This is a genomic window from Ruegeria sp. N11 (genome assembly GCF_056531525.1).
Genome location: NZ_JBQFLX010000005.1, coordinates 61,198 through 83,857 on the forward strand (window position 1 = coordinate 61,198; position 22,660 = coordinate 83,857).

At 56.3% G+C, this 22,660-nt stretch carries 29 protein-coding genes and 1 tRNA gene; 7 read left to right on the forward strand and 23 right to left on the reverse strand.

From position 1 onward, the window contains the following. Nucleotides 1–170 precede the first annotated feature (170 nt). On the forward strand, nt 171–623 hold the full coding sequence (aroQ, locus tag ACR0J8_RS06715) for a type II 3-dehydroquinate dehydratase (RefSeq protein WP_480524082.1): 453 nt from the start codon (nt 171–173) through the stop codon (nt 621–623). Continuing rightward, the gene (locus ACR0J8_RS06720; RefSeq protein ID WP_170806349.1) at nt 620–1,375 is read left to right on the forward strand and encodes a LuxR family transcriptional regulator; all 756 of its coding nucleotides are present in this window, start codon (nt 620–622) and stop codon (nt 1,373–1,375) included. Before aroQ ends, ACR0J8_RS06720 begins: the two co-directional genes overlap by 4 nt. Nucleotides 1,376–1,758: 383 nt before the next feature. Here ACR0J8_RS06720 and tsf read toward each other — a convergent pair whose 3' ends face one another. From tsf to ACR0J8_RS06745, 5 genes are all read right to left on the reverse strand, one after another. After that, nucleotides 1,759–2,634 (reverse strand): translation elongation factor Ts, encoded by an 876-nt coding sequence (gene tsf, locus ACR0J8_RS06725; RefSeq protein WP_170615038.1) that lies wholly within the window; start codon nt 2,632–2,634, stop codon nt 1,759–1,761. 76 nt (nt 2,635–2,710) lie between these two features. Continuing rightward, nucleotides 2,711–3,496 carry a 30S ribosomal protein S2 gene (rpsB, locus tag ACR0J8_RS06730; RefSeq protein WP_170615039.1) on the reverse strand — a complete coding sequence of 262 codons (786 nt, stop codon included), beginning with the start codon at nt 3,494–3,496 and terminating at the stop codon, nt 2,711–2,713. A gap of 168 nt (nt 3,497–3,664) precedes the next feature. Beyond that, a complete protein-coding gene (gene olsA, locus ACR0J8_RS06735) occupies nt 3,665–4,516 on the reverse strand; it encodes a lyso-ornithine lipid O-acyltransferase (RefSeq protein WP_480889280.1) in 852 nt (283 codons plus the stop codon). Continuing rightward, nucleotides 4,506–5,261 (reverse strand): L-ornithine N(alpha)-acyltransferase, encoded by a 756-nt coding sequence (olsB, locus tag ACR0J8_RS06740; RefSeq protein WP_480524078.1) that lies wholly within the window; start codon nt 5,259–5,261, stop codon nt 4,506–4,508. The genes olsA and olsB overlap by 11 nt, the downstream gene beginning before the upstream one ends. 109 nt (nt 5,262–5,370) lie before the next feature. After that, complete coding sequence (locus ACR0J8_RS06745; protein WP_480889283.1) at nt 5,371–5,553, reverse strand: DUF3553 domain-containing protein; 183 nt, start codon at nt 5,551–5,553, stop codon at nt 5,371–5,373. A gap of 42 nt (nt 5,554–5,595) precedes the next feature. Between ACR0J8_RS06745 and ACR0J8_RS06750 the strand changes: the two genes are divergently transcribed. Then, on the forward strand, nt 5,596–6,192 hold the full coding sequence (locus ACR0J8_RS06750) for a histidine phosphotransferase family protein (protein WP_480524076.1): 597 nt from the start codon (nt 5,596–5,598) through the stop codon (nt 6,190–6,192). Here ACR0J8_RS06750 and ACR0J8_RS06755 read toward each other — a convergent pair. The 9 genes from ACR0J8_RS06755 to ACR0J8_RS06795 form a co-directional block, all read right to left on the reverse strand. Then, entirely contained in the window at nt 6,189–7,451 is a 1,263-nt protein-coding gene (locus tag ACR0J8_RS06755; protein ID WP_480889286.1) for a glutamate-5-semialdehyde dehydrogenase, read from the reverse strand. The two genes, ACR0J8_RS06750 and ACR0J8_RS06755, sit on opposite strands and share 4 nt — an antisense overlap. A gap of 47 nt (nt 7,452–7,498) precedes the next feature. Further along, nucleotides 7,499–8,605 (reverse strand): glutamate 5-kinase, encoded by a 1,107-nt coding sequence (proB, locus tag ACR0J8_RS06760; RefSeq protein ID WP_480524073.1) that lies wholly within the window; start codon nt 8,603–8,605, stop codon nt 7,499–7,501. After that, nucleotides 8,593–9,627 (reverse strand): GTPase ObgE, encoded by a 1,035-nt coding sequence (gene obgE / locus ACR0J8_RS06765; RefSeq protein WP_480524071.1) that lies wholly within the window; start codon nt 9,625–9,627, stop codon nt 8,593–8,595. Before obgE ends, proB begins: the two co-directional genes overlap by 13 nt. 37 nt (nt 9,628–9,664) lie before the next feature. After that, complete coding sequence (locus ACR0J8_RS06770; protein ID WP_170615047.1) at nt 9,665–10,201, reverse strand: GNAT family N-acetyltransferase; 537 nt, start codon at nt 10,199–10,201, stop codon at nt 9,665–9,667. Then, nucleotides 10,198–10,806, reverse strand: coding sequence for a LysE family translocator (locus tag ACR0J8_RS06775; protein ID WP_480524069.1), 609 nt, complete (start codon nt 10,804–10,806; stop codon nt 10,198–10,200). Before ACR0J8_RS06775 ends, ACR0J8_RS06770 begins: the two co-directional genes overlap by 4 nt. Nucleotides 10,807–10,902: 96 nt before the next feature. Next, entirely contained in the window at nt 10,903–11,172 is a 270-nt protein-coding gene (rpmA, locus tag ACR0J8_RS06780) for a 50S ribosomal protein L27 (RefSeq protein WP_010440093.1), read from the reverse strand. Between the two features lie 11 nt (nt 11,173–11,183). Further along, nucleotides 11,184–11,801, reverse strand: a complete 618-nt coding sequence (locus ACR0J8_RS06785; RefSeq protein WP_321252996.1) for a 50S ribosomal protein L21 — start codon at nt 11,799–11,801, stop codon at nt 11,184–11,186. Between the two features lie 206 nt (nt 11,802–12,007). Further along, a complete protein-coding gene (locus ACR0J8_RS06790) occupies nt 12,008–12,808 on the reverse strand; it encodes a DUF2059 domain-containing protein (protein WP_480524068.1) in 801 nt (266 codons plus the stop codon). Further along, complete coding sequence (locus ACR0J8_RS06795; RefSeq protein ID WP_480524066.1) at nt 12,808–13,650, reverse strand: DUF2059 domain-containing protein; 843 nt, start codon at nt 13,648–13,650, stop codon at nt 12,808–12,810. The genes ACR0J8_RS06790 and ACR0J8_RS06795 overlap by 1 nt, the downstream gene beginning before the upstream one ends. A 123-nt stretch (nt 13,651–13,773) precedes the next feature. On the opposite strand from ACR0J8_RS06795, the gene ACR0J8_RS06800 reads away from it, so the two are divergent. Both ACR0J8_RS06800 and ACR0J8_RS06805 read left to right on the forward strand, forming a co-directional pair. After that, nucleotides 13,774–13,863: transfer RNA gene (locus tag ACR0J8_RS06800), tRNA-Ser, on the forward strand. Nucleotides 13,864–13,957: 94 nt separating this feature from the next. Beyond that, nucleotides 13,958–14,668: a DUF5677 domain-containing protein gene (locus ACR0J8_RS06805; protein ID WP_321253304.1), complete on the forward strand. Its 711-nt coding sequence runs from the start codon at nt 13,958–13,960 to the stop codon at nt 14,666–14,668. A gap of 501 nt (nt 14,669–15,169) precedes the next feature. Here ACR0J8_RS06805 and ACR0J8_RS06810 read toward each other — a convergent pair. From ACR0J8_RS06810 to ACR0J8_RS06830, 5 genes are all read right to left on the reverse strand, one after another. After that, the gene (locus ACR0J8_RS06810) at nt 15,170–16,582 is read right to left on the reverse strand and encodes a hypothetical protein (protein WP_321253302.1); all 1,413 of its coding nucleotides are present in this window, start codon (nt 16,580–16,582) and stop codon (nt 15,170–15,172) included. Between the two features lie 608 nt (nt 16,583–17,190). After that, on the reverse strand, nt 17,191–17,508 hold the full coding sequence (locus tag ACR0J8_RS06815; protein WP_480889292.1) for a hypothetical protein: 318 nt from the start codon (nt 17,506–17,508) through the stop codon (nt 17,191–17,193). Nucleotides 17,509–17,580: 72 nt separating this feature from the next. After that, on the reverse strand, nt 17,581–17,754 hold the full coding sequence (locus tag ACR0J8_RS06820) for a hypothetical protein (RefSeq protein WP_480889293.1): 174 nt from the start codon (nt 17,752–17,754) through the stop codon (nt 17,581–17,583). Nucleotides 17,755–17,756: 2 nt separating this feature from the next. Beyond that, nucleotides 17,757–18,275: a hypothetical protein gene (locus ACR0J8_RS06825; RefSeq protein ID WP_480889296.1), complete on the reverse strand. Its 519-nt coding sequence runs from the start codon at nt 18,273–18,275 to the stop codon at nt 17,757–17,759. Next, on the reverse strand, nt 18,272–18,565 hold the full coding sequence (locus tag ACR0J8_RS06830) for a hypothetical protein (RefSeq protein ID WP_480889299.1): 294 nt from the start codon (nt 18,563–18,565) through the stop codon (nt 18,272–18,274). The genes ACR0J8_RS06825 and ACR0J8_RS06830 overlap by 4 nt, the downstream gene beginning before the upstream one ends. Before the next feature lie 159 nt (nt 18,566–18,724). Here ACR0J8_RS06830 and ACR0J8_RS06835 point away from each other — a divergent pair, with 159 nt between their 5' ends. After that, nucleotides 18,725–18,970, forward strand: coding sequence for a hypothetical protein (locus ACR0J8_RS06835; protein ID WP_480889302.1), 246 nt, complete (start codon nt 18,725–18,727; stop codon nt 18,968–18,970). Here ACR0J8_RS06835 and ACR0J8_RS06840 read toward each other — a convergent pair. From ACR0J8_RS06840 to ACR0J8_RS06850, 3 genes are read right to left on the reverse strand one after another with little or no spacing between them, the layout of a single operon-like run. Continuing rightward, complete coding sequence (locus tag ACR0J8_RS06840) at nt 18,946–20,352, reverse strand: phage major capsid protein (protein WP_480889305.1); 1,407 nt, start codon at nt 20,350–20,352, stop codon at nt 18,946–18,948. The two genes, ACR0J8_RS06835 and ACR0J8_RS06840, sit on opposite strands and share 25 nt — an antisense overlap. 4 nt (nt 20,353–20,356) lie before the next feature. After that, nucleotides 20,357–20,650: a hypothetical protein gene (locus ACR0J8_RS06845; RefSeq protein WP_480889307.1), complete on the reverse strand. Its 294-nt coding sequence runs from the start codon at nt 20,648–20,650 to the stop codon at nt 20,357–20,359. After that, nucleotides 20,647–21,255, reverse strand: a complete 609-nt coding sequence (locus tag ACR0J8_RS06850) for a hypothetical protein (RefSeq protein WP_480889310.1) — start codon at nt 21,253–21,255, stop codon at nt 20,647–20,649. Before ACR0J8_RS06850 ends, ACR0J8_RS06845 begins: the two co-directional genes overlap by 4 nt. 141 nt (nt 21,256–21,396) lie before the next feature. Here ACR0J8_RS06850 and ACR0J8_RS06855 point away from each other — a divergent pair, with 141 nt between their 5' ends. Further along, the gene (locus tag ACR0J8_RS06855; protein WP_480889312.1) at nt 21,397–21,684 is read left to right on the forward strand and encodes a hypothetical protein; all 288 of its coding nucleotides are present in this window, start codon (nt 21,397–21,399) and stop codon (nt 21,682–21,684) included. Here the strand turns inward: ACR0J8_RS06855 and ACR0J8_RS06860 are convergent. Beyond that, the gene (locus ACR0J8_RS06860; RefSeq protein WP_480889315.1) at nt 21,681–22,127 is read right to left on the reverse strand and encodes a hypothetical protein; all 447 of its coding nucleotides are present in this window, start codon (nt 22,125–22,127) and stop codon (nt 21,681–21,683) included. The two genes, ACR0J8_RS06855 and ACR0J8_RS06860, sit on opposite strands and share 4 nt — an antisense overlap. Between the last annotated feature and the right edge of the window lie 533 nt (nt 22,128–22,660).

Consider the following 22,660-nt stretch of genomic DNA (forward strand, 5'->3'; position numbering starts at 1 on the left):
TCCAAACCTGTGTTGTATTGCGGATTTCGCTGCTCCAACCAGCCAGTGCAGGTGTCGGCCGCCGTTTTGTATGTATCGTAACGGAGTTATTACATATTTTAATACAACAATGGCATGTAGACATCTTCCCCATTTCACGTTTATCAAACTGTTATGGGGACAGTAAAATAATGCGCAAAATTCTGGTATTAAATGGGCCAAACCTCAATTTGCTGGGTACGCGGCAACCTGAGATTTATGGCAGCGTCACTTTGAAAGACGTCGAAGATCTGTGCTTAGCGCATGGAAAGTCGATTGGGCTGTCAGTATCACATCTTCAGTCCAACCACGAAGGCGCGCTTGTTGACGCCATCCACACGGCGCGTGGGGTTTATGAAGGGCTGGTACTGAACGCTGGCGCCTATACGCACACTTCAATTGCATTGCTGGATGCGATTTCGTCGGTCGAGCTGCCGACGATCGAAGTCCACCTGTCAAACATTCATGCGCGAGAATCCTTCCGCCACAAGTCCTACATCGCCAGGGCGGCGCTTGGTCAGATTTGCGGATTTGGGGCGCAAAGCTATGTGCTGGCTTTGGATGCGCTGGCTTCGCATCTCAATGACGGAGGTGGCGCGGCGTGAACCTGAAAGAATATCTTCATTTCCTGAGCTATACGAAAACTCTGGAAGAGCTATGGGACGCGCACTGCCGTCAAATGGCTGAGTTCGGGTTCGAGCGTCTTTTGTACGGCTACACGTTGTTCCGGACAGAAACGTCGCTGGGAGACCCCGAAGACTTTGTCATCCTCACAAACCATGGCCGGGCGTACTTGGATGGGTTTTTGCAGGGTGGACTGTACTTCCATGCGCCAATGTTGAAATGGGCGCTGAACAATGAGGGTGCGCAAAGCTGGAATCTGGCACAATCTTCGCAGAGCAACGGTTCGTTGTCCCCTCAGGAGAAGCAGGTTCTGGATTTCAACAAGTCCATGGGCGTTGTCGCCGGATATACTGTCAGCTTCAATTCTGTGTCGATGCGCACCAAGGGTGCAATCTCTTTGGCGGCCGGTAGTGATCTAAGCCAGGATGATGTTGACGCGATATGGGAAGAGCACGGCGAAGACATTCTGCTGATGAACAATGTCGCCCATCTGAAGATCCTGACACTGCCCTATCACGCCCCCAACCGGGCCCTGACAAAGCGCCAGCGTGAGGCGCTGCAATGGGTCGGCGATGGCAAGACAACGCAGGATATTGCTCTGCTCATGGGGCTGACTTCAGCGACGGTAGAAAAGCACCTCAGGCTCGCGCGCGAGTCACTTGCAGTTGAAACAACAGCGCAGGCTGTCCTGAAAGCTTCGCTGCAGAACCAGATGTTCGTTATGGAGGCATAACGCGTCAATTTTGACGCTAAACTGCGTCAATTTACCTTAGGTAAGGAAAACATGACTTTCCGAATCCTTACCATAAGTTGCAAAGTGAGAGTGTTCCGTGAGTGGTGGCTTTAGCCAGGGAACAATTGATCGGATCTTTGCAATACCAGGGCTCTCCGGTCGCTCTGACTCAAATGCGTCTATTAGTCCACGTAGTTGAGTCGGAAATTTTGGGGGGCCTCGACCATCCCCATCATGCGGGGCCCCTCAATCAGCCTTTTCTGCAATTTTGCGGTAGTCGGCAGCGTTCTGCGTACGTGCATCCGGAATACAAAAAACCGGTCACGCTTTCACGTAACCGGTTCCTAATTCTTAGTGGGGGTATCTGTTGATACCCCGCATTCTCAGCCCTGAGCAGCCTTGGCCACTTCGGCTGCGAAGTCTTCTTTTTCGACAACGATGCCTTCACCCACTTCCAGACGGACGAAGCCGGTGATGGTCGCGCCAGCTTCTTTGGCAGCGGCTTCAACAGTCAGGTCAGGATTCACAACGAACTGCTGGTTCAGCAGAGTCGATTCCGCGACGAATTTCTTCATGCGGCCTACGATCATCTTTTCGATCACCTGCTCGGGCTTGCCGGATTCGCGGGCGATGTCCATCTGAACCTGCTTTTCCTTCTCGACAACAGCCGGGTCCATATCATCTTCGGACAGGGCCGCCGGGTTTACAGCTGCGATGTGCATTGCAACCTGTTTGCCGATTGCTTCGTCACCACCGGTCAGAGCAACCAGAACACCGATTTTGCCCATGCCATTGGTGGCAGCGTTGTGCACGTAAGACACAACGGTGTCGCCCGACAGTTTGGCCATGCGGCGAACCGACATGTTTTCTCCGATGGTGGCGATCTTGTCGGTCAGCGTGTCGGCAACGGTCTTGCCGCCCAGATCAGCAGCCAGCAGCGCCTCGACATTGTCCACGCCTTCGGCGGCGTAGGCGATTTTGCCAACCATTTCCTGAAACTCGCCATTCTTCGCAACGAAGTCGGTTTCCGAGTTCACTTCGACAGCGACACCAGTGCCACCGTCCACGTGAACTGCAACCAGACCTTCTGCCGCGGTACGGCCAGATTTCTTAGCCGCTTTGGCCAGGCCCTTGGTGCGCAGCCAGTCAACGGCTTCGTCCATGTTTCCGCCGGTTTCGGTCAGCGCTTTTTTTGCGTCCATCATGCCTGCGCCGGTCGAGTCGCGCAGTTCTTTAACCATTGCTGCTGTGATTGCCATCTTTTGGCTCTCCTCAATTCAAACGGAATTGGGGCAGGTCTACCCTGCCCCATATGTCATTTTGGTGACGGGCAGCTTACGCTTCAGCAGGTGCTTCTGCTTCGGCCTCTTCAGCAACGGCTTCTTCAACCGGAGCTTCTTCGAACGCACCCAGGTCAACGCCCGCAGCACCCATCTGAGCGGTCATGCCGTCCAGTGCGGCGCGTGCGGCCAGATCGCAGTACAGAGCGATTGCGCGTGCAGCGTCGTCGTTGCCGGGGATGATGTAGTCAACGCCGTCGGGCGAGCAGTTGGTGTCGACAACTGCCACAACCGGGATACCCAGCTTGTTGGCTTCGGCGATGGCCAGTGCTTCTTTCTTGACGTCGATGACGAACAGCAGATCAGGAACGCCGCCCATCTCGCGGATACCGCCCAGCGAAGCCTGCAGCTTGGACTGGTCACGCTCCATGCCCAGACGCTCTTTCTTGGTCAGGCCTTCGGCGCCCGATTCCATTGCTTCGTCGATCTGGTTCAGACGGTTGATCGACTGGGAAACGGTTTTCCAGTTGGTCAGGGTGCCGCCCAGCCAGCGGTGGTTCATGTAGTACTGCGCCGACTTTTCAGCGGCTTCAGCGATCGGCTGAGCAGCCTGACGCTTGGTGCCAACGAACAGAACGCGGCCACCTTTTGCGACGGTGTCACGAACAGCCTGCAGAGCCTGATCCAGCATCGGAACGGTCTGGGTCAGGTCCATGATGTGGATGCCATTGCGCGAGCCGTAGATGAACGGGCCCATGCGGGGATTCCAACGCTGTGTCTGGTGACCAAAGTGAACGCCAGCTTCCAGCAGCTGACGCATGGTGAACTCGGGAAGAGCCATGCTTTACTTTCCTTTTCCGGTTTACGCCTCGGCGGGGGTGAAAGAAGCGGATGCTCCAACCGGCGGTCTTGATGAGGATGTCTCCCTCAAAAAGGCCAAACCCCGCCTGCGGGTTTGAATGGCGCGCGTATACGGCAGGTTGAGTGGCAGCGCAAGGGTCTTTCGCCCTTATTTTTCGAGCCGCGCCAGGCTATGTGCGTGCCGAACCGCCTCCTCGCAATGTGCAGCCAAAGCCTTGCGGTTCTCAAAGTCGCTGACTTTTGCGGGGGCATGATAAATCAACTCAACCGAGCCTTGCTTGCGTGCGCCGAGTGTCTTGAGAAGGTGCGGTCCGAAATCCATGTCGCCCCACCAGCCATAGAAACGCGCAGGCCGCCCATCCGGTGCATGGAAAACCACCGTGACCGGCTGGACATACATGAACTCTCGCAATTCTTTTGTAAAGAATGCCTCGAAAAGTGTTGTTTTAAATGGCAAAACACGCAAACCGTCAGTCGAGGTGCCTTCGGGGAAAAACAACAGCTTGTGCCCGGCTTTCAGTCGGGTTTCGAACACCTTGGTCTGCTCGCGCGCTTTCTTGCGGTCACGTTCAATGAACACGGTGCCGGTTGCACGGGCCAGCCACCCAATGCCGGGCCATTTGGCAACTTCGGCCTTGGATACAAAGTAGACCCTTTTGCGCGCATTGAGTGCGAAAATATCCAGCCAAGAGGTGTGATTAGCCACAACCGCGCCTTGTTCTCGCATCAATTCGCCTGATGTTCGATATCCCATTCCGAGTATTCGAAATGCATTCCTGCAGACGAACTGGGTGATGAAAGGTGTAACCGGCCTTCGAATGCCGTAAAGCGGTCGTTCGATCAGACGAAGGGCCAAAAGGATGATCAGACCACCAAACACCAAAATCGCTAAAGGCAGCCCGCGCAGGATCACCAGAAGCCAACCGCCCAGACCCAATCGGATGGGATCCGGCGCATCCTCGCTATTCCAGAGCGGGTCGTTCACAGGATTACGCCCCACTGTAGATGCGCTTTTGACGCTCGTTCATGCGGGCTGTGTCAAGGATCAGGCAGACATCGGTGGTGTTGAAGGCATGATCAATAAAGGCCCCCTCGCCCACAAATCCGCCCAGCCTTAGGTAAGCCTTGATAAGTGACGGCACCTGGACTACGGCAGCGCGCCGATCCAGATCCTCGGGGGCGACAAGGTTCATGTCCTGAAAGACACCTGGCTGGGTACGTACCCGCAGATCAGGTGGTGCCAGATGGTTGTGATGCAGCATCGACAGGGGTTGAGCAAGTGCCTGAACATCCGTGCCGTGAAAACTGGCGACACCAAACAGAACTTCGATGTTGCGGTCTTCAACGTATTTCGCAAGTCCATTCCAGATGTAATACATCGCCGTGCCGCCCCGGTAATCGGGGTGCAGGCACGATCGCCCAAGTTCCAGCAGCTTGCGCCCGCTTTCTTTCAGGACAGTCAGATCATATTCATCTTCCGAATAGAACTGCCCCAGTTCAGCGGCCCGATCACCGGGCAACAACCGATAGACACCAATCACCTCGCCCGTCGTATCGTCATAAGCCAGCATGTGATCGAAATGCGGATCGAAGCTGTCCTGCTCCAAACCGGCATCATGGTCAACCATCCGCCCACCGCCGCCCAACTCGCGCACGAACACGTCATAGCGTAGCCGCTGCGCCGCCCGAAGCTCCGCCTCGTTTTCGGCAAGTTTGACTGTGAAGGAAGGGCCTGCGTCGGGCATGTGCGATGTTTGATCCTTTTTGGTACTGGTCCGCCTGATACAGCAGTTTTTTGCGGCTTAGCAACATGCGCTGCTCTGGCAGGTTCCGTTAACTTTTCCTAAACCAGTTTCAGAGATCAAAGACCGGCACCAGGGCAATACGTGTCCCGTCAATCACCACTTTCCCCTGCTCGCGAAAGTTCACGGTGATCTTGCCTGCGATGTTGGACTGAACCTGTCCGATGCCCCAATCGGGGAAATCCGGGTGGCGGACATACATGCCCGGCGCAAGAATAGCATTGAGGTCTGTCATGCGGTGGCTCCGGTCCGGCGGCAGATACAGCAGGAGGTACGCATGGGCGGCACGGACGTCAACCTGGCCGAGTTGATCGGTTCCCGGATCTGTCACGATCTGATCAGCCCTATAGGTGCGATCACCAACGGGCTGGAACTGCTTGAGATGGTTGGCAGCGTGCAAGGTCCTGAGATGGAGTTGATTTCCGGCAGCGTCGGCAGCGCCGGTACCAGAATTCGCTTTTTCCGCGTGGCGTTCGGCGCTGCGGGCGACCAGCCGCTTGGACGAACCGAAATTGCAGATCTGTTACGGGATATCGAACGCGCCGGCCGCGTACGGATCAATTGGACCCTGGGCGAACCCGTACCCCGCAATCAGGTGAAACTCACCTTTCTGGCATTGATGTGCTGCGAAAGTGCAATGCCTATGGGAGGCGAGGTCGAGATTTCCCTGCATGACGGGAAATGGACCGTGGCCGGGAACGCGGACAAACTGAATATCGACTGCAATCTGTGGAAACACGTCGCGACCGGTCGTTTTCCCGGCAAGATAACACCAGCTCAGGTGCAGTTTGCCTTGCTGCATGAAACTTCGGCGGCCATGGGGCGGCGGATCGCGGTTGAAACTGCCGCAACCCGCGTGGTTTTGCGCTTTTAGGTTCGGGTCGTCCCGTTCCCGCGCACAAGATACTTGAAGCTGGTCAATTGCGCGGCCCCCACCGGGCCGCGTGCATGCATCTTGCCGGTGGCAATCCCGATCTCAGCGCCCATTCCGAATTCCCCGCCGTCGGCAAACTGAGTTGAGGCATTGTGCATCAGAATGGCACTGTCCAACCGCTCGAAGAAACGCGCGGCGGCATTGGCGTCCTCGGTCATGATGCAATCGGTATGGTTTGAGCCATTGGCCCGGATATGCGCGATGGCCGCGTCGATGTCGGCAACCGGTTTTGCCGCAATAATGCTGTCGAGGAACTCCTTGCCCCAATCCTCATCGGTCGCGGCGATTGTGCCTTCGATGGCCAGATCGCCCTCGGCATGGACTTCGACACCGGCAGCCATCAAGGCGGATACAACGTCGCGTCCCAGTGTCTTCGCAACGTCCTCGTGAACAAGAAGACATTCCGCAGCGCCACAAATGCCGGTGCGTCGCGTCTTGGCGTTCAGGACCACATCCCGCGTTTTTTGGGGATCGGCTGCCTTGTCCACGTAGATGTGAACGATGCCTTCGAGATGCGCAAAAACAGGCACACGTGCTTCGCGTTGCACCAGCCCGACAAGACCCTTGCCGCCGCGGGGGACGATGACATCCACGTAATCGGTCATGGTCAACAGTTCCTGAACCGCAGCTCGATCCCGGGTCGGGATCAACTGTATCGCGTCCTCGGGCAGGTTGGCGGCCTTCAGCCCCTCGACAAGGCAGGCGTGGATCGCTGTCGACGAGTGAAAGCTCTCGGAACCGCCCCGAAGAATCACGGCATTGCCGGATTTCAGGCAAAGTGCACCGGCATCGGCGGTTACGTTTGGCCGGCTTTCATAGATCACACCGATCACGCCAAGCGGTGTGCGCACACGCTGAATATTCAGACCCGACGCCATATCCCATTCAGACAGAACTTCGCCCACGGGATCTGCCTGTTCAGCGACGGCGCGCAAACCGTCAACCATGCCGCGGACACGGTCCTCATCCAGCATCAGGCGGTCCATCATGGCGGCGCTCAGGCCCTTTTCACGACCAAACTCCAGGTCTTTCCGGTTGGACTCAATGATCTGCGCGCGGTTTTTCCAAACCGCGTCGGCGGCTGCAATCAGCGCAGCGTGTTTACGTTCGGCGCTGGCAAACCCAAGCGCGTTCGATGCTTCCCTGGCACGTTTCCCGAGATCGGCCATCAGGGCGGGAATGGTGTCGAAATCCTTCATGTCTTGTGCCTTTCGGGTCCGAGTGTTCTGCGTTTTGTGGAACGTCACTATAGTGCCAGATCGTCGCGATGGATCAGGGCGGCCCTGCCCGGATAACCGAGCGTCGCCTCGATTTCCGAAGATTTGCGCCCCTTTATCGCATCGGCTTCCTGCGCAGTGTAACGGCTTAGGCCCTGGGCCAGACGCCGCGCCACGGGATCCAGAATCGCTACGGGATCGCCACGCCCGAAATCACCGGTTACTTCGATAACACCTGCTGGCAGCAGGCTTTTGCCGTTGGCCAGCGCACGCGCTGCCCCCTCGTCCACTTTGATCTCTCCGCGCGGCTTCATCGCCGAAATCCAGCGTTTGCGCGCGGCGTGCGGATCCAAAGTCGCCGTGAACCATGTGCAATTTGCACCGTTCTCGAGCGTTTTCAGCGGGTTCAGCGGGGAACCTTCAGTAATCGCCATATCGCAGCCGGCGGCGATCGCCATCTTGCCAGCCAACAGTTTCGTCTTCATACCGCCCTTTGACAACCCGGAACCCGCATCGCCTGCCATGGCCTCAATCTCGGGCGTGATCTGTTCGATCACGTCATAGCGGGTCGCCTTCGGGTCTTCGTTGGGATTTCCGGTGTAGAACCCGTCAACATCAGACAACAGAATCAGCTGGTCGGCCCCAACCGTCACAGCAATCTGCGCGGCCAGACGGTCATTGTCGCCATAGCGAATTTCATCCGTTGCAACGGTATCGTTTTCATTGACGATCGGGACCACGCCCAGGCTCAACAGCGTCTCAAGCGTCGCCCGCGAATTCAGGTAACGGCGCCGGTTTGCGCTGTCTTCCAGCGTTACCAGAACCTGAGCGGTTTTGATGTCATGAGGCGCAAGAACCTCTTCATACGCGCGGGCCAGCCGAATCTGACCGACAGCAGCAGCGGCCTGCGACTGCTCTAATGGCAGGTTGGCCATAGGCAGGCCCAACACGCCACGCCCCAGAGCGATTGAGCCCGAGGACACCAGAATGACATCCGTCCCTTGATTCTTGAGCCAGACCACATCCTCGGCCAGAGAGCGTAGCCACTCGGATCGAAGCAGGCCCGTCTCGCGGTCCACCAGCAATGCGGACCCGATTTTGACAACCAAACGTTTTGCAGTGGTCAGGGTTGCCAAGCTTGTGCCTCCTCGTTGGGCTTTTGGCGCAGGCGGTCTTCGTCGATCTGCGTTCTCAGGGCGCGGAGCACCTCGGTCACACCCAGATGCGCGACGCCCGACATGGTCATGACGGGGCCGCCGACCGCCTCTTCCAGTTCGGCCTTGACCATTTCCGTTTCATCGGCATCCAGCGCGTCGACCTTGTTCAGCACGGTGATGCGCGGCTTTTCCGCCAGTTCGCCACCATAGGCTTCGAGTTCGTGAATGATGGTGCGAAAATCCTCGGCCACAGTTTCCGAGGTTCCGTCAACCAGATGCAGCAGAACCGCGCACCGTTCGACATGGCCCAGAAAGCGGTCGCCAATCCCGCGCCCTTCATGGGCACCTTCGATCAGGCCAGGAATATCGGCCACGACGAATTCCACATTGTCGACGCCCACGACCCCCAGGTTCGGGTGCAGTGTCGTGAAGGGATAGTCTGCGATCTTTGGGCGCGCGTTCGACGTTGCCGCCAGAAAGGTCGACTTTCCGGCGTTGGGCATCCCAAGCAGCCCCACATCGGCGATCAGTTTCAGCCGCAACCAGATCGTGCGGTCGATACCCGCCTGCCCTGGGTTGGCCCGTCGTGGCGCCTGGTTTGTGGCCGATTTGAAGTGCAGGTTGCCAAAGCCACCATTGCCGCCCTTGGCCAACAGTACGCGTTGGCCAACCTCAGTCAGGTCGCAGATTACCGTTTCTTCATCTTCGTCCAGAATCTCGGTGCCGACGGGCACCCGTAAAACAATATCGTCGCCATCTTTGCCGGTGCGCTGCTGCCCCCGTCCGGGCTGACCGTTCTTGGCAAAGAAATGCTGCTGATAGCGAAAATCGATCAGGGTGTTGAGCCCGTCCACGACCTCGGCCCAGACAGACCCGCCTTTACCGCCGTCTCCGCCATCGGGACCGCCGTATTCAATGTACTTTTCGCGCCGAAAGCTGACGCACCCGCCACCGCCGGCCCCGGACCGGATGTAGACCTTTGCAAGATCGAGAAATTTCATGACTGTCCCCTACTGCAAAGGCCCCATCGGCCACAAGTCAGAGTTTTTTGCTGTATGTCCAGGTGGGCACATTCGCGTCGCGCGCCACCGAATAGCTTTCCGCATCACCCAGATACTGGAACCCGCAATGTGTCAGCACCCGGGCCGAAGCCGGATTGTCCTGAAACACGCTGGCGAACATGGTGGCGTTCTCGAGCGGGTTGGCATTGACCAGGGCCTCGACGGCCTGAGAGGCGATGCCAGTGTTCCAATACAGGGGCGCGACCCAATATCCGACCTCGGACTGATTGCGATCCAGCCGCATCAGTGAGATCACACCGATCAGCTCAGGACCGCCGTCCTTGGTGGCGTCCATGGCCCAGACATCCTCGTCGCGGTCGTCAGCCATTGAGCGGGTCACAAATGCCTCGACCGAGCCGGGCGGCAACGGGTGCGGGATCGACGTCGTCATGCGCGCCACGCGTTTTTCGCCTGCATAATACTCGATGAGACCCATATCCGACCTGCGCAGCGGGCGCAGATCGAACCGCTCGGTTTCAATGACCGGCTGATTGATTATAGTCTCAAGCTTCATGAGTTCGTTCCTCCTCCGAACAACACAAAAAATACGGACGCGACTGTCAAACTCGCCAACGTCCACATCAGATATTTTTCCACCGGGCGACCTTCAACCGCATGGGCAATTCTATCTCCGGCAAATGTCCAGATCGGGTGCAAAATCACTTGGCAGGACAATAAGCAGAGAGCGATCGTGAGCGTCGCGTCAAAACTCGACGTTCCGGCAGCAACAAAACCGGTAAACCCGGCCACGATCATTGCCCAGGCCTTGGGATTCAGCGGGTGAACAATCAGTCCCGCCCAGAACCCCGGAGCGGCTTTACGCGTAGGACCACGCGACAGACGCAAGTTCGCAATTTTCCACGCAAGCCAGCAAATATAGGCCGCTGAAGCGTATTTCAGGACTGAAAACACCAGGGGCGCCTGTTCAGCCAATTGCAGCAGTCCAAAACCCACGGGCCAAATGATCAGTTGTTTGCCCAAGATGACGCCGGCCACAAACGGCAACGCCGCCCGAAAGCCATAACGCGCACCGGTTCCGAGCAGGACCATGTTGGCCGGTCCCGGCGTACCGACCTGACTGGCGGCAAAGATCAAGAAACTGGTGGTGGCGACTGTCATCGGTTCTTGTGATCACGACTGCGTTAAAACGAAAAAGGGACCGGCATTTTCTGCCGGTCCCCCATGAATTTTTTATTAAACCTTCTGGGTTTCGGCTTACTCTGCGGCCTCCGCCACTGGCAGGACCGAAATAAAGGTGCGGTTCTTGAGGCCCTTGTGGAACTTCACGGCGCCATCGACAGTTGCAAAGATGGTGTGATCTTTGCCCATGCCTACGCCTTCGCCCGGCCAGAACTTGGTGCCGCGCTGACGCACGATGATGTTGCCTGCAATGGCGGCCTGACCACCATAGAGTTTCACGCCAAGGCGACGACCTGCTGAGTCGCGACCGTTACGGGAGGAACCGCCAGCTTTTTTATGTGCCATTCTCTCTCTCCTTAGCCTTTGGCCAGCTCTTTGGCCTGCTCAACCCATTCGGGTTTCACTTTGACCGTTTCGATAGCAGCAATCTGCTCGTCCGACAAGGCGGCCAGAGCGGCAAAGCTCTCGATACCGGCCTCGGCCAGCTTTTTGGCAGCGGCAGGACCAACACCGTTCAGCTGGGTCAGATCGTCAGCGGCAGCAGCCGCAACGGGTGCCTCTGCTTTGGCTTCAGCTTTCTTGGCAGGCTTTTTTGCCGCCGGAGCAGCTTCACCAGCCGGAACGGAACCGGTTGCAGCTTTGATGCCCGACTTGTCAGCGCCCGACGCCAGGATGTCGGTGATTTTGACCAGAGTCAGTTTCTGACGGTGGCCAACAGTACGCTTCGAGCTGTGCTTACGGCGGCGTTTGACGAACTTGATGACCTTGTCACCTTTGACCTGTTCGATCACTTCGGCCTGAACGCCTGCGCCTTCGATGAACGGTGCGCCGACAACCGGAGCGTCGCCGCCCAGCATCAGAACATCGTTGAATTGAACTTTTTCACCTGCGTCGGCAGCCAGTTTTTCAACGCGGAGCACGTCGCCCGCCTGAACTTTGTACTGCTTGCCGCCAGTCTTGAGGACCGCAAACATGCGTCTTTCCTTTTCCATACCGCGTTCTGTGGTCCCCTTGTGGGCGTTTTGGCCGAAGCCACCTCGAACAGCGCGCCCTTTTCGGGCTGTGTGACGACCTAGGGCAAAACCCTGAGGTCAAATAATAACGAGACCCGGCGCGGAGATTCCGGCCGGGATGCGCGCTTATCCATAGATTGCCCGAGAAAGTCAACACCAATGCGGTGCTAAAGATCAGATGCCCTCATCGAGTGCGCAACCGCCCTGCCCAGTTGATACGAAATCTCGTCAAACATTTGGTCAAAGCCCGTAAACAGCGCCTTGTTCAGGGCTCGGCCTGTGTCAGTACGGGAAAAGGCGATGTTCTCTCGCATCTGCGCCTCGGTCAGGGGTTGATAGGCCAGAAGAAGGAAGGAATAGAGCCAAACGGTAGCATCCTCAGTCCTTTCCTTTGTCTGCGCCAATAGCTGGGCCCAGAGTTCGGCGTCATCCTGGTTTTCTTCCAGATCAAGGCCGCGAAAGAAAAAGAAATCAGCGCTGAGAGAGTTCTGAACATTCTGATTGATCAGGTCATTGACCTGAATGTACTCATCCACCAACTTGAAGAACTTGTCGTCGCGGGGCTCATTTTCATACGCGTGCCGGGCCATCTCCTCGATCGTTTCGTCCGAGATTGCATCCCGCGCCGAGTTTTCCAGTGACACCACAGTTTTGCCGACAGCGCTTTCGAAAAACAGAATAGCCTGATCCATCTGAACGCTGGTCAGATTCTCGGTCAGGGCCGAGGTTATCTGGGACTGCATCCAGACGGTGTCGTAAATATCCTCGACTTGCGCTTCCAGGAATGAGCCGCCCTTTTGGTCCAGATGGGTTTCATCCAGTTCCTGCCGGTGCGCCTGACCTTCCTTCCGAAGGATCTCCATGATTTGGCTCAGCTGCAATGCCTCGGCAAGTTGATCCACCTTTTCGGATGCAGCGACCGTTCCGCATGCAAACAGTCCAATAAGTAATCCAATAACAAGACGCATCAGATATCCTGAGCTGGATGCAATTCTGCCATCCGGGCCGCCAGAATTTCGAATTTCATGGCCATGATTTCGTATTGGATTGCATTCAGCAGCTCATAAACTTCCTGCATTTGCGGATGCTCCAGAGCTTTTGTGTAGGCTTCGACATCCTCGTCCGAGAAGTCCTGATAAGTATATGCGGCGCCTGCCAGAGCCGACAATTGCATCGCCTGACGCATCCCACTTTCGTTACGGCGCAGCATTTCCCGCAATTCATCGGCGCTGAACTGCAGGTCGATAACTCCAGACGCGCTGGCCGCCAAAAGAAAGCGCAGTTGCACTTCCTGCAGCGCACGAAGGGCGGTTCCACTTGAATCGACGGCACGATTCATGCGCTTCAGGGTTTCGACCCTGTGCGAGCCGTCTTTGACAAGCTCTGAAATGATCTCCTGCCCCTGTTTTTGTTTGTCGTCCTCGTCTTCGTACAGATGAGAGGCATTTTCAGCCTCGACAAGCCGTCGGCCGAGGTCCGACGCATAAAACTCTACGGCGTGGTTCAACGAGTCGTCGCTCAACGTCTGTTCAAGGATTGATACGGCGATTTCGTGCATATCCTTGAGGTCAAAAACTTCTTCCGCCAGGCGCGTCCAGTCCGATCCGAACCCCTCAGGATCGATACCAAGCATTTTGGGGGCTGACGCCGACGTCAGAGCTATACTTTCCAGCGCAACATCAAACCCGGTCGTTGTCAGGAAGGCCTCAATCCGGTCCCTGCTGGCAGCAGAAGGCGATTGCGCCATAGCTGCCACCGCAATCAACGGCATCAGCACGGACAGAAGGACGTTTCGAACAAGCTTCATCATGAGTAAGAGCCTAGGTGATTTAGAATGACAGGCAATGGAAAATCAGTCCAATTCGAAATTCGGGAATTTTCCGCTTGCACCCCTGCGCGTTCCTCACTAAATCCCCCCCTCACAGACCCCCGCGGAGAGGTGCCGGAGTGGTCGAACGGGGCGGTCTCGAAAACCGTTGTGGGTGCAAGCCCACCCAGGGTTCGAATCCCTGTCTCTCCGCCACTACATTTCATATATCTATGAATTTAATAAGTTTTTACTTTCGCAAGCCACCTTACCCATCTTCTTACCCATCTAATGGTAATTCGAGGAAGACATGACGATTCACATTACTGTCGAGCAACTGGAAACCGTAATCTTAGAAGAATGCGTTCCGGTTTTGGAAAAACTTAAATTTGAACCAACCTATTGGCGGCATCAGCTGATAATGACGATGGCCTGTAATGTAGTAGAATCGGCCCATGCCGTCGTGCTTTTGGCAAAGCATAAGAAGGGGCATGACGCAAATCTGATCGCCCGCAAAGTTCTGGAAGGCATGGTTGACGTTAAAATGCTTGCCGACAGCCCAGACTACGTTGACTGCATGAGATTGGAAGACGCGAAGTATTGGCTGAAACAGATTGAAGAAGGTGTTGCGGGAAACCCCTACACTGCGCCGCTTGGAAGAATTGACGACGTCCAAGAAGTTATTGCGGAACATCAGAAACAGATCGCGGAACTTAAGTCTAAAGGCGCTCGCAAAATAAGTGTTCTTGATAAGTTCAAACAGGTCGGGCTTGAGGACGAATACCAGACGGTATTCCGCAATCTCTCCGGGGCAGTTCATGGACGTTTGGATGCCCTGATACAGCGCCATGTTGTGGAGAAGGGAGACAGCGTTGGCGTCGTCGCGTTTGCTGAAACGAGTGTTGAGGAGATGCAAGCGATGCTTCTAGGTGTGCGCGATTGGGTCAGGGAGACCACAAAGGTGACAAAGGAATTCTTGGAAAGTGATTTTCCGCAGCCTGAGAATGAAAAAACCATATAGGCTGAGCGTGGCGCATCCAGTTTAGTAGCGACGAAAAAATTGCCGTCGGTTTTCTACTGTTCAAAAAAGGTCGGCACTTTCTGGAAAGTGCATCCTGGTTAGCAAAGGAGAGCAGGTCTGCTGTAAGCCTAACTTACTCATTTGACTGGGCGCAGCGAATGACTGTCTGTTTGGTCCGGCGCTCCAAGGCTTGGCCCGCGCCCTTATTGTTAGCCAGCGTTTGCTAACTGCTTGGGTGTATCAGTTCACCGTCGGATTCCAAAAATTTCACCATGAATGTCAGCTAAGCGTATCCGACTAGTCCCCCGAGAAATATGCTCAGGTGACCGAGTTGAGTCCAAAGTTAAGGTTTCTGGGGTAAACGCGTGGTGTTTTCCAGAAGCGAACTCAGCATACGCTATTTGGTTCTGCTGATCTATTTGGTCCAGCCCAAAAAACGCGAAACTCGCATCTAAGCGTTTTACATTCGGCATCGCAAAACCATCGATCTCGGAAATTATCCTACCCAAACAGCTTCGCAATCAAAGGTGCCAAAGCTGCCGCCGACTTGAGAATTGGCACTCCAACATCGCCGACGTCTTTTGCAATTTTTTTGATGTTTTCAAGAGCAAGATTGTACCAACTCTCTCTTGGCTTTTCGCTGGCAAGCTCCTTTGTTAGCGTTTCTGCATCACGCGCAAGTTCGTTCGCTTGGTCGCTATTCATGTGCTCGCTAGCTCGCGCAATTTCGGAAAGAAGTGCCGAAACAGCATCCTTCAAGTCAGTGCCAACATTTGATCTGTCAATTGTTTGAAAGCTGTTTTCAATTGTCTCCGCGACAACTACGGGAGCATTTACCTGAGCTCCGGCACCAATGTTGATTGTCTTGGTGTTCATATTTACCTCCGAAGTAAAAATTTTGGTCACTTGGCGTTTCGTTAGTTCCAACGCTGCAATTTCGACTTTACGTTTGACCTGAGTGCGGGCGGTCTCAAGAGCATCACGAAGATACTCGATTTTTTGACCAACAGCCGTGACTTCTGCGGCATGCATAGCGGTCGCAATAGAGGATTTGGATACCCCAAATGCTGAAGCCTTCGATAGCTTCTTCGTTGCCTCATTAAGATAATTTTCTAATGCGTTGCCCTGGTCGGTATTAGGTTCATGTCTAATCTTGCCTGATTGAATTCCCGACAGCACCGATGCCAGTGCCTCCTGCTCTGCATGTAGCCTCGCTAGACACAGGCGAACGCTTCGAACGGCTTCAAAACTTGCATCGCCATAATCGACAAACCAAATTCCAATATCATCGGTTAGCGAACCCTGAGACCGACCATACGCAAGACGCACACCTTTTGTTTCATCGGGATCTACTTTATTGAAGTTCCTTGGGAGTTTGTCGAATGCATCACTGGTACATTCCATTAGGATTAAGGGATTGCCAGAAACTACACATCTTTCATCGTTGGCCTCGTTGGCGTTCGCTGATGTGGATATCTGAAAAAGATCAGCAAGTGGTTGGCCTTGATAAATTAGTTTTTCTGATGATCTGTATTTTTTGGCTCTCGCATCGTAAACTTGTGTATCTATCGTGGCGGCTTTGAGAAAAAGGTCTGTTGGCAAAATTTCGTAATACGGCGAATCTCGATACCCATCGTCCCAGTGTAAATAACGTGTACCTTCACCAGGGCTGTCATACGCATATCCAACTTCAACTCGACCAACACAACGGCCGTCATAAAATAATCTTCGAAATGCCAAATTGGGATGGTGATAACCATAATCCGCTTTTTGCAGCGATGGAAATTTTATCGCTTTCGACGCATTGCAAAAGGCTTGCTCGTCAAGAAAAGCGAAGTCGGCTCCCCGATTTCTTCTCCGAGCGCGCCCGAAGTGCCGCACAAAGGGTTTCTGCTTGCCAAAAACAGGAAACATTGGCCAAGTTGGCAATCCAAGCTTCCCTCTCAATGGTGACATGAATGATCGCATGTCCGCGAAGGGGAATTGAAAAAATATTAACATAAACTCATCTCAAAAATTTCCAGCCTGGGCGAACCGTACTGGTGTACCTTCTCCGGGAAACCCCGAGGTCTAGAAGCCACTGATCGAATGTCGGTAGCAACCCAATAAGGTTCGCAACTTACCCGCTAAATGTCAACTTTCCATGGTGTTCGGTCGATAGATTGCTTCTCGTTTGAACTAAATTCCGCACTAAGCAATCGTTCAACCGTCTCTAACCATTCTGATTGTCCTGGGCTCAGTCTAACAGGCATATTTTTTGATCCACTCGCGATACAGCTACGCAAACAGACACAGTGAAATTGGCTTTTTAAAAAGGGCAACCATCAAAAAGCAATCATTGGAGTTCACTACGCGAACAGCAGGTTTCTCCAAGACGGTAAGGCAGCTTTGTAAGCAACTCTGCGATCGTCGTGGTTTCAACGAGCGTCCACTGATGGAAGAAGTTGAAGTAGAGGTCTAACCGCCGCAATAGCGACAGCCAAACCTTGACAGGCCGACGCCGATCCCGGGCCGATCCGGGGTCAGTTCTGTTCACTGTGGAACCCGCCTTCCAAGGCGAAGATCATTTCGGCGACGTTCACCTCGGCCAGATCCGCCAGATCGTCCCGAGGGTCTTTGCCCGGATGCCAGTCGCGTTCCAGACGCCGCCACGTTTCGCCAGCAGCCTTTTTGTCGATCCAGTTGAGCAGATGCTCATCGACGCCGAAAAGACGCCGGTACGCGGCCGCCTGCCGGGCTGTGGCATATCCAGCTTGAACCGCGCAGCGAATACTGGCGATCAGATCTTCGCGCGCGTCGCGGGATTTGGTTCGGGGTGGAAATGGGATAATGTTCGTCACAGCAACATTCCTTTTTCGTTCGTTGTGTTGCTGTTCGTCAGATCGCCGATCGGGTCGCCCCCCGGTCGGCGTTTACTTTTGGGTTCGATCCAGTTCCCGGCGGACCGCATTGGCGGCCGCGTTCAGGCCGGATCTGCGCAGATCAGATTCGCGTTTTTTCAGTTCATCCCGGTCGGGCATCAATCGCCCCGGGCGATCCGGGTATCTCATCAGTTTGTTTTTCTGGCCGTCGCCGGTTTTGGACATCGTCACCCCCCGCGCGCTTTGTTCAGTGCGTTCACTTTGGTCGACACCCGCGCCCAGTCTTCGCGTAGCTGCGCCCGGGTGTGATCGATTAAGATCTGCTGGGCGACGGGGCCTTCGCGCTGGACTGTGCTGAAATAGAACCGATACCGGGAAAGCTGCGGCGCTGCCGGGAAACTGCGGCCTAGGCTGTCGGTGTAAGCCCGGCGGCCTTTTTCGAAGACGTACAGGATATTTTCAGTTCGAACGCGCGACCCCCAGCCGTAAACACCGGCTGCGTTTTTGACCGGCCGTTTCAGGCGCTTCGTCGTGATCAGTTTCACGGCGTTGTATTTGGTGCCGTCTTTGCCGGTGATCCGCAGGCCCTGCGATGACATGGCGCGACGCAATTGTGTCCGAAGGTGCGCTGCCCCTTTGACCGCGCCTTTCTGGGCAGCCTTTTTGACGAACTTGTCGCCAAAGGCGTTCATTTCCCTTTGCAGTTCGGCCGCCCCCCTCAGTTCCAGTTTTGCTTTGACGGTCATTGCATCGGACCCCCGGTCAGTTTCGCGACCAGATGTTCGGCATATGCCTGCAATTCCCGCGTTTGCCGGTTCTGCAGTTCGGCGACCGCGTGGCTGACTATGGCGTCGCCGTCAGTGAAGGCGACGCCCTGCGATTCCCATTCGTTCAGGATCCCGACGACGTCGTCCTGACTGTTGTCGACCAGTTGTTCAGCCCGGGTCGTGATCGCCGCGTCGAAGGCGTCGAATTCCGCCGTTCCGGGATCGAACGGGCAGACAATGTGAACCGGGTGATAAGTGTTTTCGGTCATCGATCCCATCGGCTCTTTTTGAACTTCGCCTTTGTCTCTTCCGACTGCGGCGGGGTGCTGTCAGAGAAGCCCGGAACGTCCGGCCCTTGGTGCCACTTGCTAGACGGCCATTTCGCCCGTGGCTGTTCGTCCTGCTGCGTCTGTGTGTCGTTCTGGTCCATGTCAGGCCCCCTTGATAAATCGATCGGCTTCGGCGGCGATCTGTTCGCGCTGGGGCGCTTTGACCGTCGCGGCGAAAAGCCAGTTTGTGTGCTGCCCCGGCAGTGTTTCGGCGAAACCGATCAGCGCCCCGGAACCGTCTCGAATTTCGGTGTGAACCTGCCGGGGCAACGGGGCGCTATTCCGCCCCGAAAGTCCCCCGGATATGGGGAACTGTCCAATCACCAAGCGACCCCGCTAACGTAAGCGGTCGCCACGCCCACAGATCCCCACGACAGGGGCTGAACGGACCTCAAGCCGACCGAATACTGCTGCAACATGCTTTTGACCGCTGCCGGGCCGCCTGTGACGCCTGCGGCGTCGCTGACCTTCACCGAACCGGCGATGTCGACTTGATCCGGGGCGGATCCCATTTTCGGATCGATCCCGTCGGCGTTCAGCATGACCAGCGTCGCGTGTTCGCTGACCTTGATTTCGGGTGTCCCCAGATCGATGAAAACGCGGTTTCCATCCATCGCGACGACTTCGCTGTCGGTCACGTTGCGGCTGGCGATATAGGGCATTCCGCCGATCAGCCCGCCGTCGATGTCGCCCCGGAAGGGAAAGACGCCGTCCGAAACCTTATGGCGCAGGTTCTCCACCCGATCGGGATGCAGGATCAGGACCGGGTTCTGCGCCCGGATGTCGGACATCGCGGCGCGCAGGAAGGCCAGATCGGTCAGGATATTGTCGATCGTCGCGCCTGCGGACGCCTGCGTCGGTGCGCCGTTCAGCAATCCGGCAGGGCGGACGCCCGCGACGCCGCCGGTGTTGTCCAGCAGATCGCCGTCGATGCCTTCGGACAGATCCTGTCGCATCAGGTCGCCGACCAGTTCGACCGCGTTGACGACACTGTTCGCGCTGATCAACTCTTCGGACAGAACCGTGATGACCGCCTTTTTGTAGCGGTTCAGCGTGACCGACAGGAACGACCCTTCGTCGACCGGGATGGTCGCGTTTTCAGCGACCCACGCGGCCGGGATCTTTTTGCTGGGATCCCGGAACGGGAACGAAATCGCCTTGGACAGCCCGAATTCGATCGGGCGGGCAAAGCCCCGGGACAGCAGCGCCGCTGCGACGCTGACGTTTTCCAGATCCGCCCAGAATTGCCCGGTGATCGATGCCGAAATCTCTTCGGCCCAGCCAGACTGGACCGTGGTCGCCGTCGACGACGCGGCCTTGTGATAGGCCCGGGTCTGGTCGCGGACCATCTTGTTTTTGACGCCCGGGAATGCGGCCTTGATCGTTTCGTCCGGATCGATCTGGCGCTGGCGGCGCAGGATCTCTGCGACGACCGTGGCGGCGATGATTTCGATCGTCTTCGGAACCCGCTGGGTCACTGGCTTCGGCTTTTCGGGTGGCTGGTGCAAAGTCACGTCGGCTTTTGCCGGGCGGGCTTCCAGCCGTTCCAGCCGCTGCACGATACCGGGCAGGGCTTTCTGCGTTTCGCCCAGATCGTCGACTTCGGCGACGGCGGAATCATACGCCTTCGCCCACAGGTGTTTTTCCAGCGCCGCTTCGGCTGTCCGGCGCTTGGCCGGGTCTTGCAAGCGGGGGTCGTTGAACTTCGATTTTACGAAATCGTTCATTGGTTCATTCCTCTAGAAAGTTCTGCGCGGCCTGACGCAGATCGGCTTCGGTTTCGGTCAGGTCGCGGCCTAGGCATTCTTCGATCGCGGTGAACCGTTCGGCTGTCGCTTTGGCGATCGTTTTCATCCCGTCCAGATGCGTTTTCTGGACCTTGGCGATCGCGCGTTTGACCCGGCTGTCGATCATCGCTTCGATGTAGGGAAGCGGAACCGCCGGCCCGGTCCACTCTTTGCCGCTGCTGTCTTTCAGCGTGATCCCGCCAGCGGCGGTCCCGGGTGACTTTTCGAACGGGTTCATTCTGGGCGTCCTTTCGTGCTGCGGCGCTCATTCGCGGCTTTGCGATATGCTTCGCGCGCCGCTGCCGGTCCGGGTGCATCGATATCGAACCCGGCTTTTGCCAGTTCGCTATGCAGGGCCAAAAGTGACCGGGTTTCTTTCAGGTTCAGATCGCTTTGATCCCGGCGTTTGGACGCCGTCGCCAGCGACTTCCGCCCCCGGTCGGCGCATTCGCGCAGCAGGGCCGCCAAATCGACGATTCTGGCGGCGTCTTCGGCTTTACGGCCGGTGATACGCCAGCCGCGCAGCAGGCGCGCTGCAGCGGCCGCTGCGGGCGTGTCCGGCGGTTCTGGCGGCGGGGCCTTGCTTGTGAGGATTTCGGCGGCGGCGTCGAAGTCGTCGATCGCGGCGAAAGTCGCTTCGACCTCTTCGTCGAATTTCGTCAGGCCGGTTTCGAATTCGCGGGCGACGCGGATCCGCTGTTTCCGGGCGACGCGGCGGTCGTCTTCGACCGTGGCGGCCTCTTCGGCCCGGCTCAATTCGGATGATCTGGATCTGGTGATGTGGGAACTGCCCGCGATCTGGCGGATACGTGTCAGGGCGGTTCCGAATGATACTTGGTGCATCGATTTTCCCCACTTGCGCATGATGCGCGTTTCAACGGCGGTTTCATTGATCTTTGGGCGAATCGACGTCAAAATCAAGCCATAACCCATTGATATTATTACGTACTCCGAAACGGATTCGTAAACTGAGGGAACCGAAACGTGACAGTTTTCACCAACGAAGCGGCGTTATGGGCTGCGTCACTCTATGAACACTTGCGCTGTGCGGTTGGGTTCAATCGCGCGGGGGGTGGACCGCTGCAGCAGGCCGAAATCGCCCGGTCGCGGATCTATTTGAAATCGTCGGGGGCGCGGGCCTGCGCCGAAAGCATCGGGATCGACGGCGACTGGTGGTCGGATAAGATCCGGGCGTTCGACGCGGCAGGCTGGCCGGTCGATCAGGTTCTGCGGGTCACGCCGAACCGCCGGAACCAGTATTCGAAACGCTAGGTCGCCAAAAGGCCGCCGGATTCTTCCGCTTGTTCTTCGGTCGCCTTGGCGTCGATGATCGTCGCGGCGCGGTTCGTCAGTGTCGCCGGGGACATCTGGGTTCCCAGTTTCAGGTGTTTGATCAGGGCCAGATACCGGCCGTCGTACAGATTGAACGCCGCCAGATAGCCGGAAACTTTTGTTGTGCCGGAATTCGTTGTTTCGACGGGTTCGTCGTCGGCCAGCCGTTTCATCTGATCCCGCAGTTCGCGCAATTCACAAAGATCGGCCAAACTCAGAAGATCCGCGACGGTCCAGTCACCGGGATGTCGACTTCGGATAAAGATCCGCCAGTGACCGGCCGCAATATCGGATAAATGCGCGGGCGGTTCGGGCAGATTTCGCGCCGCTTCGATCGCGATAATTTTCCCGGCCGTTTCGTTACTCGCAGATTTTCTTCCCATCGGTCGCATACCCCCTAAAACCGGCTATTTTGGCCTATTTTGCCCGAAATGGGTGATTTCGTCTTTGTGCCGATTTTTGTGCCAAAAGTTGGTCTGTAGACCATTCGAAAAAACTTGAAGGGATCGGCGGGGTCACGAGGCCGTCGCTATACTTTCAGACTACCCCCAACCCTGTCCCCATCCATTTGACAATCGATCGGCACCCTGACCCATGGCCGGGGGTATCCCCTGCGAAGTTTCTTCGCAGCCCGGTCATCGATCGACCATCGAACCTTCGACCACACCACGCGCCGCCATGAACGACATCAGGACAATGATCGACGTGTAAAAAGCGGTCAGTGTTCAGGCGTCACACAATCACCGAAAGGGGTGACGGGCAGCACCCCCCTGACCCCGATCGGATAAGATCTTCGCAGCCGTGGATCTGGTGCGCTTCGACCTCTTCGTGCCGGGGGCAGTACACACGCGCCCCGGGGGGTGTGGCGACGGTGGCGACGTTTTTCGGCTGTTTTCCTATTAGCTGATAAATGCCC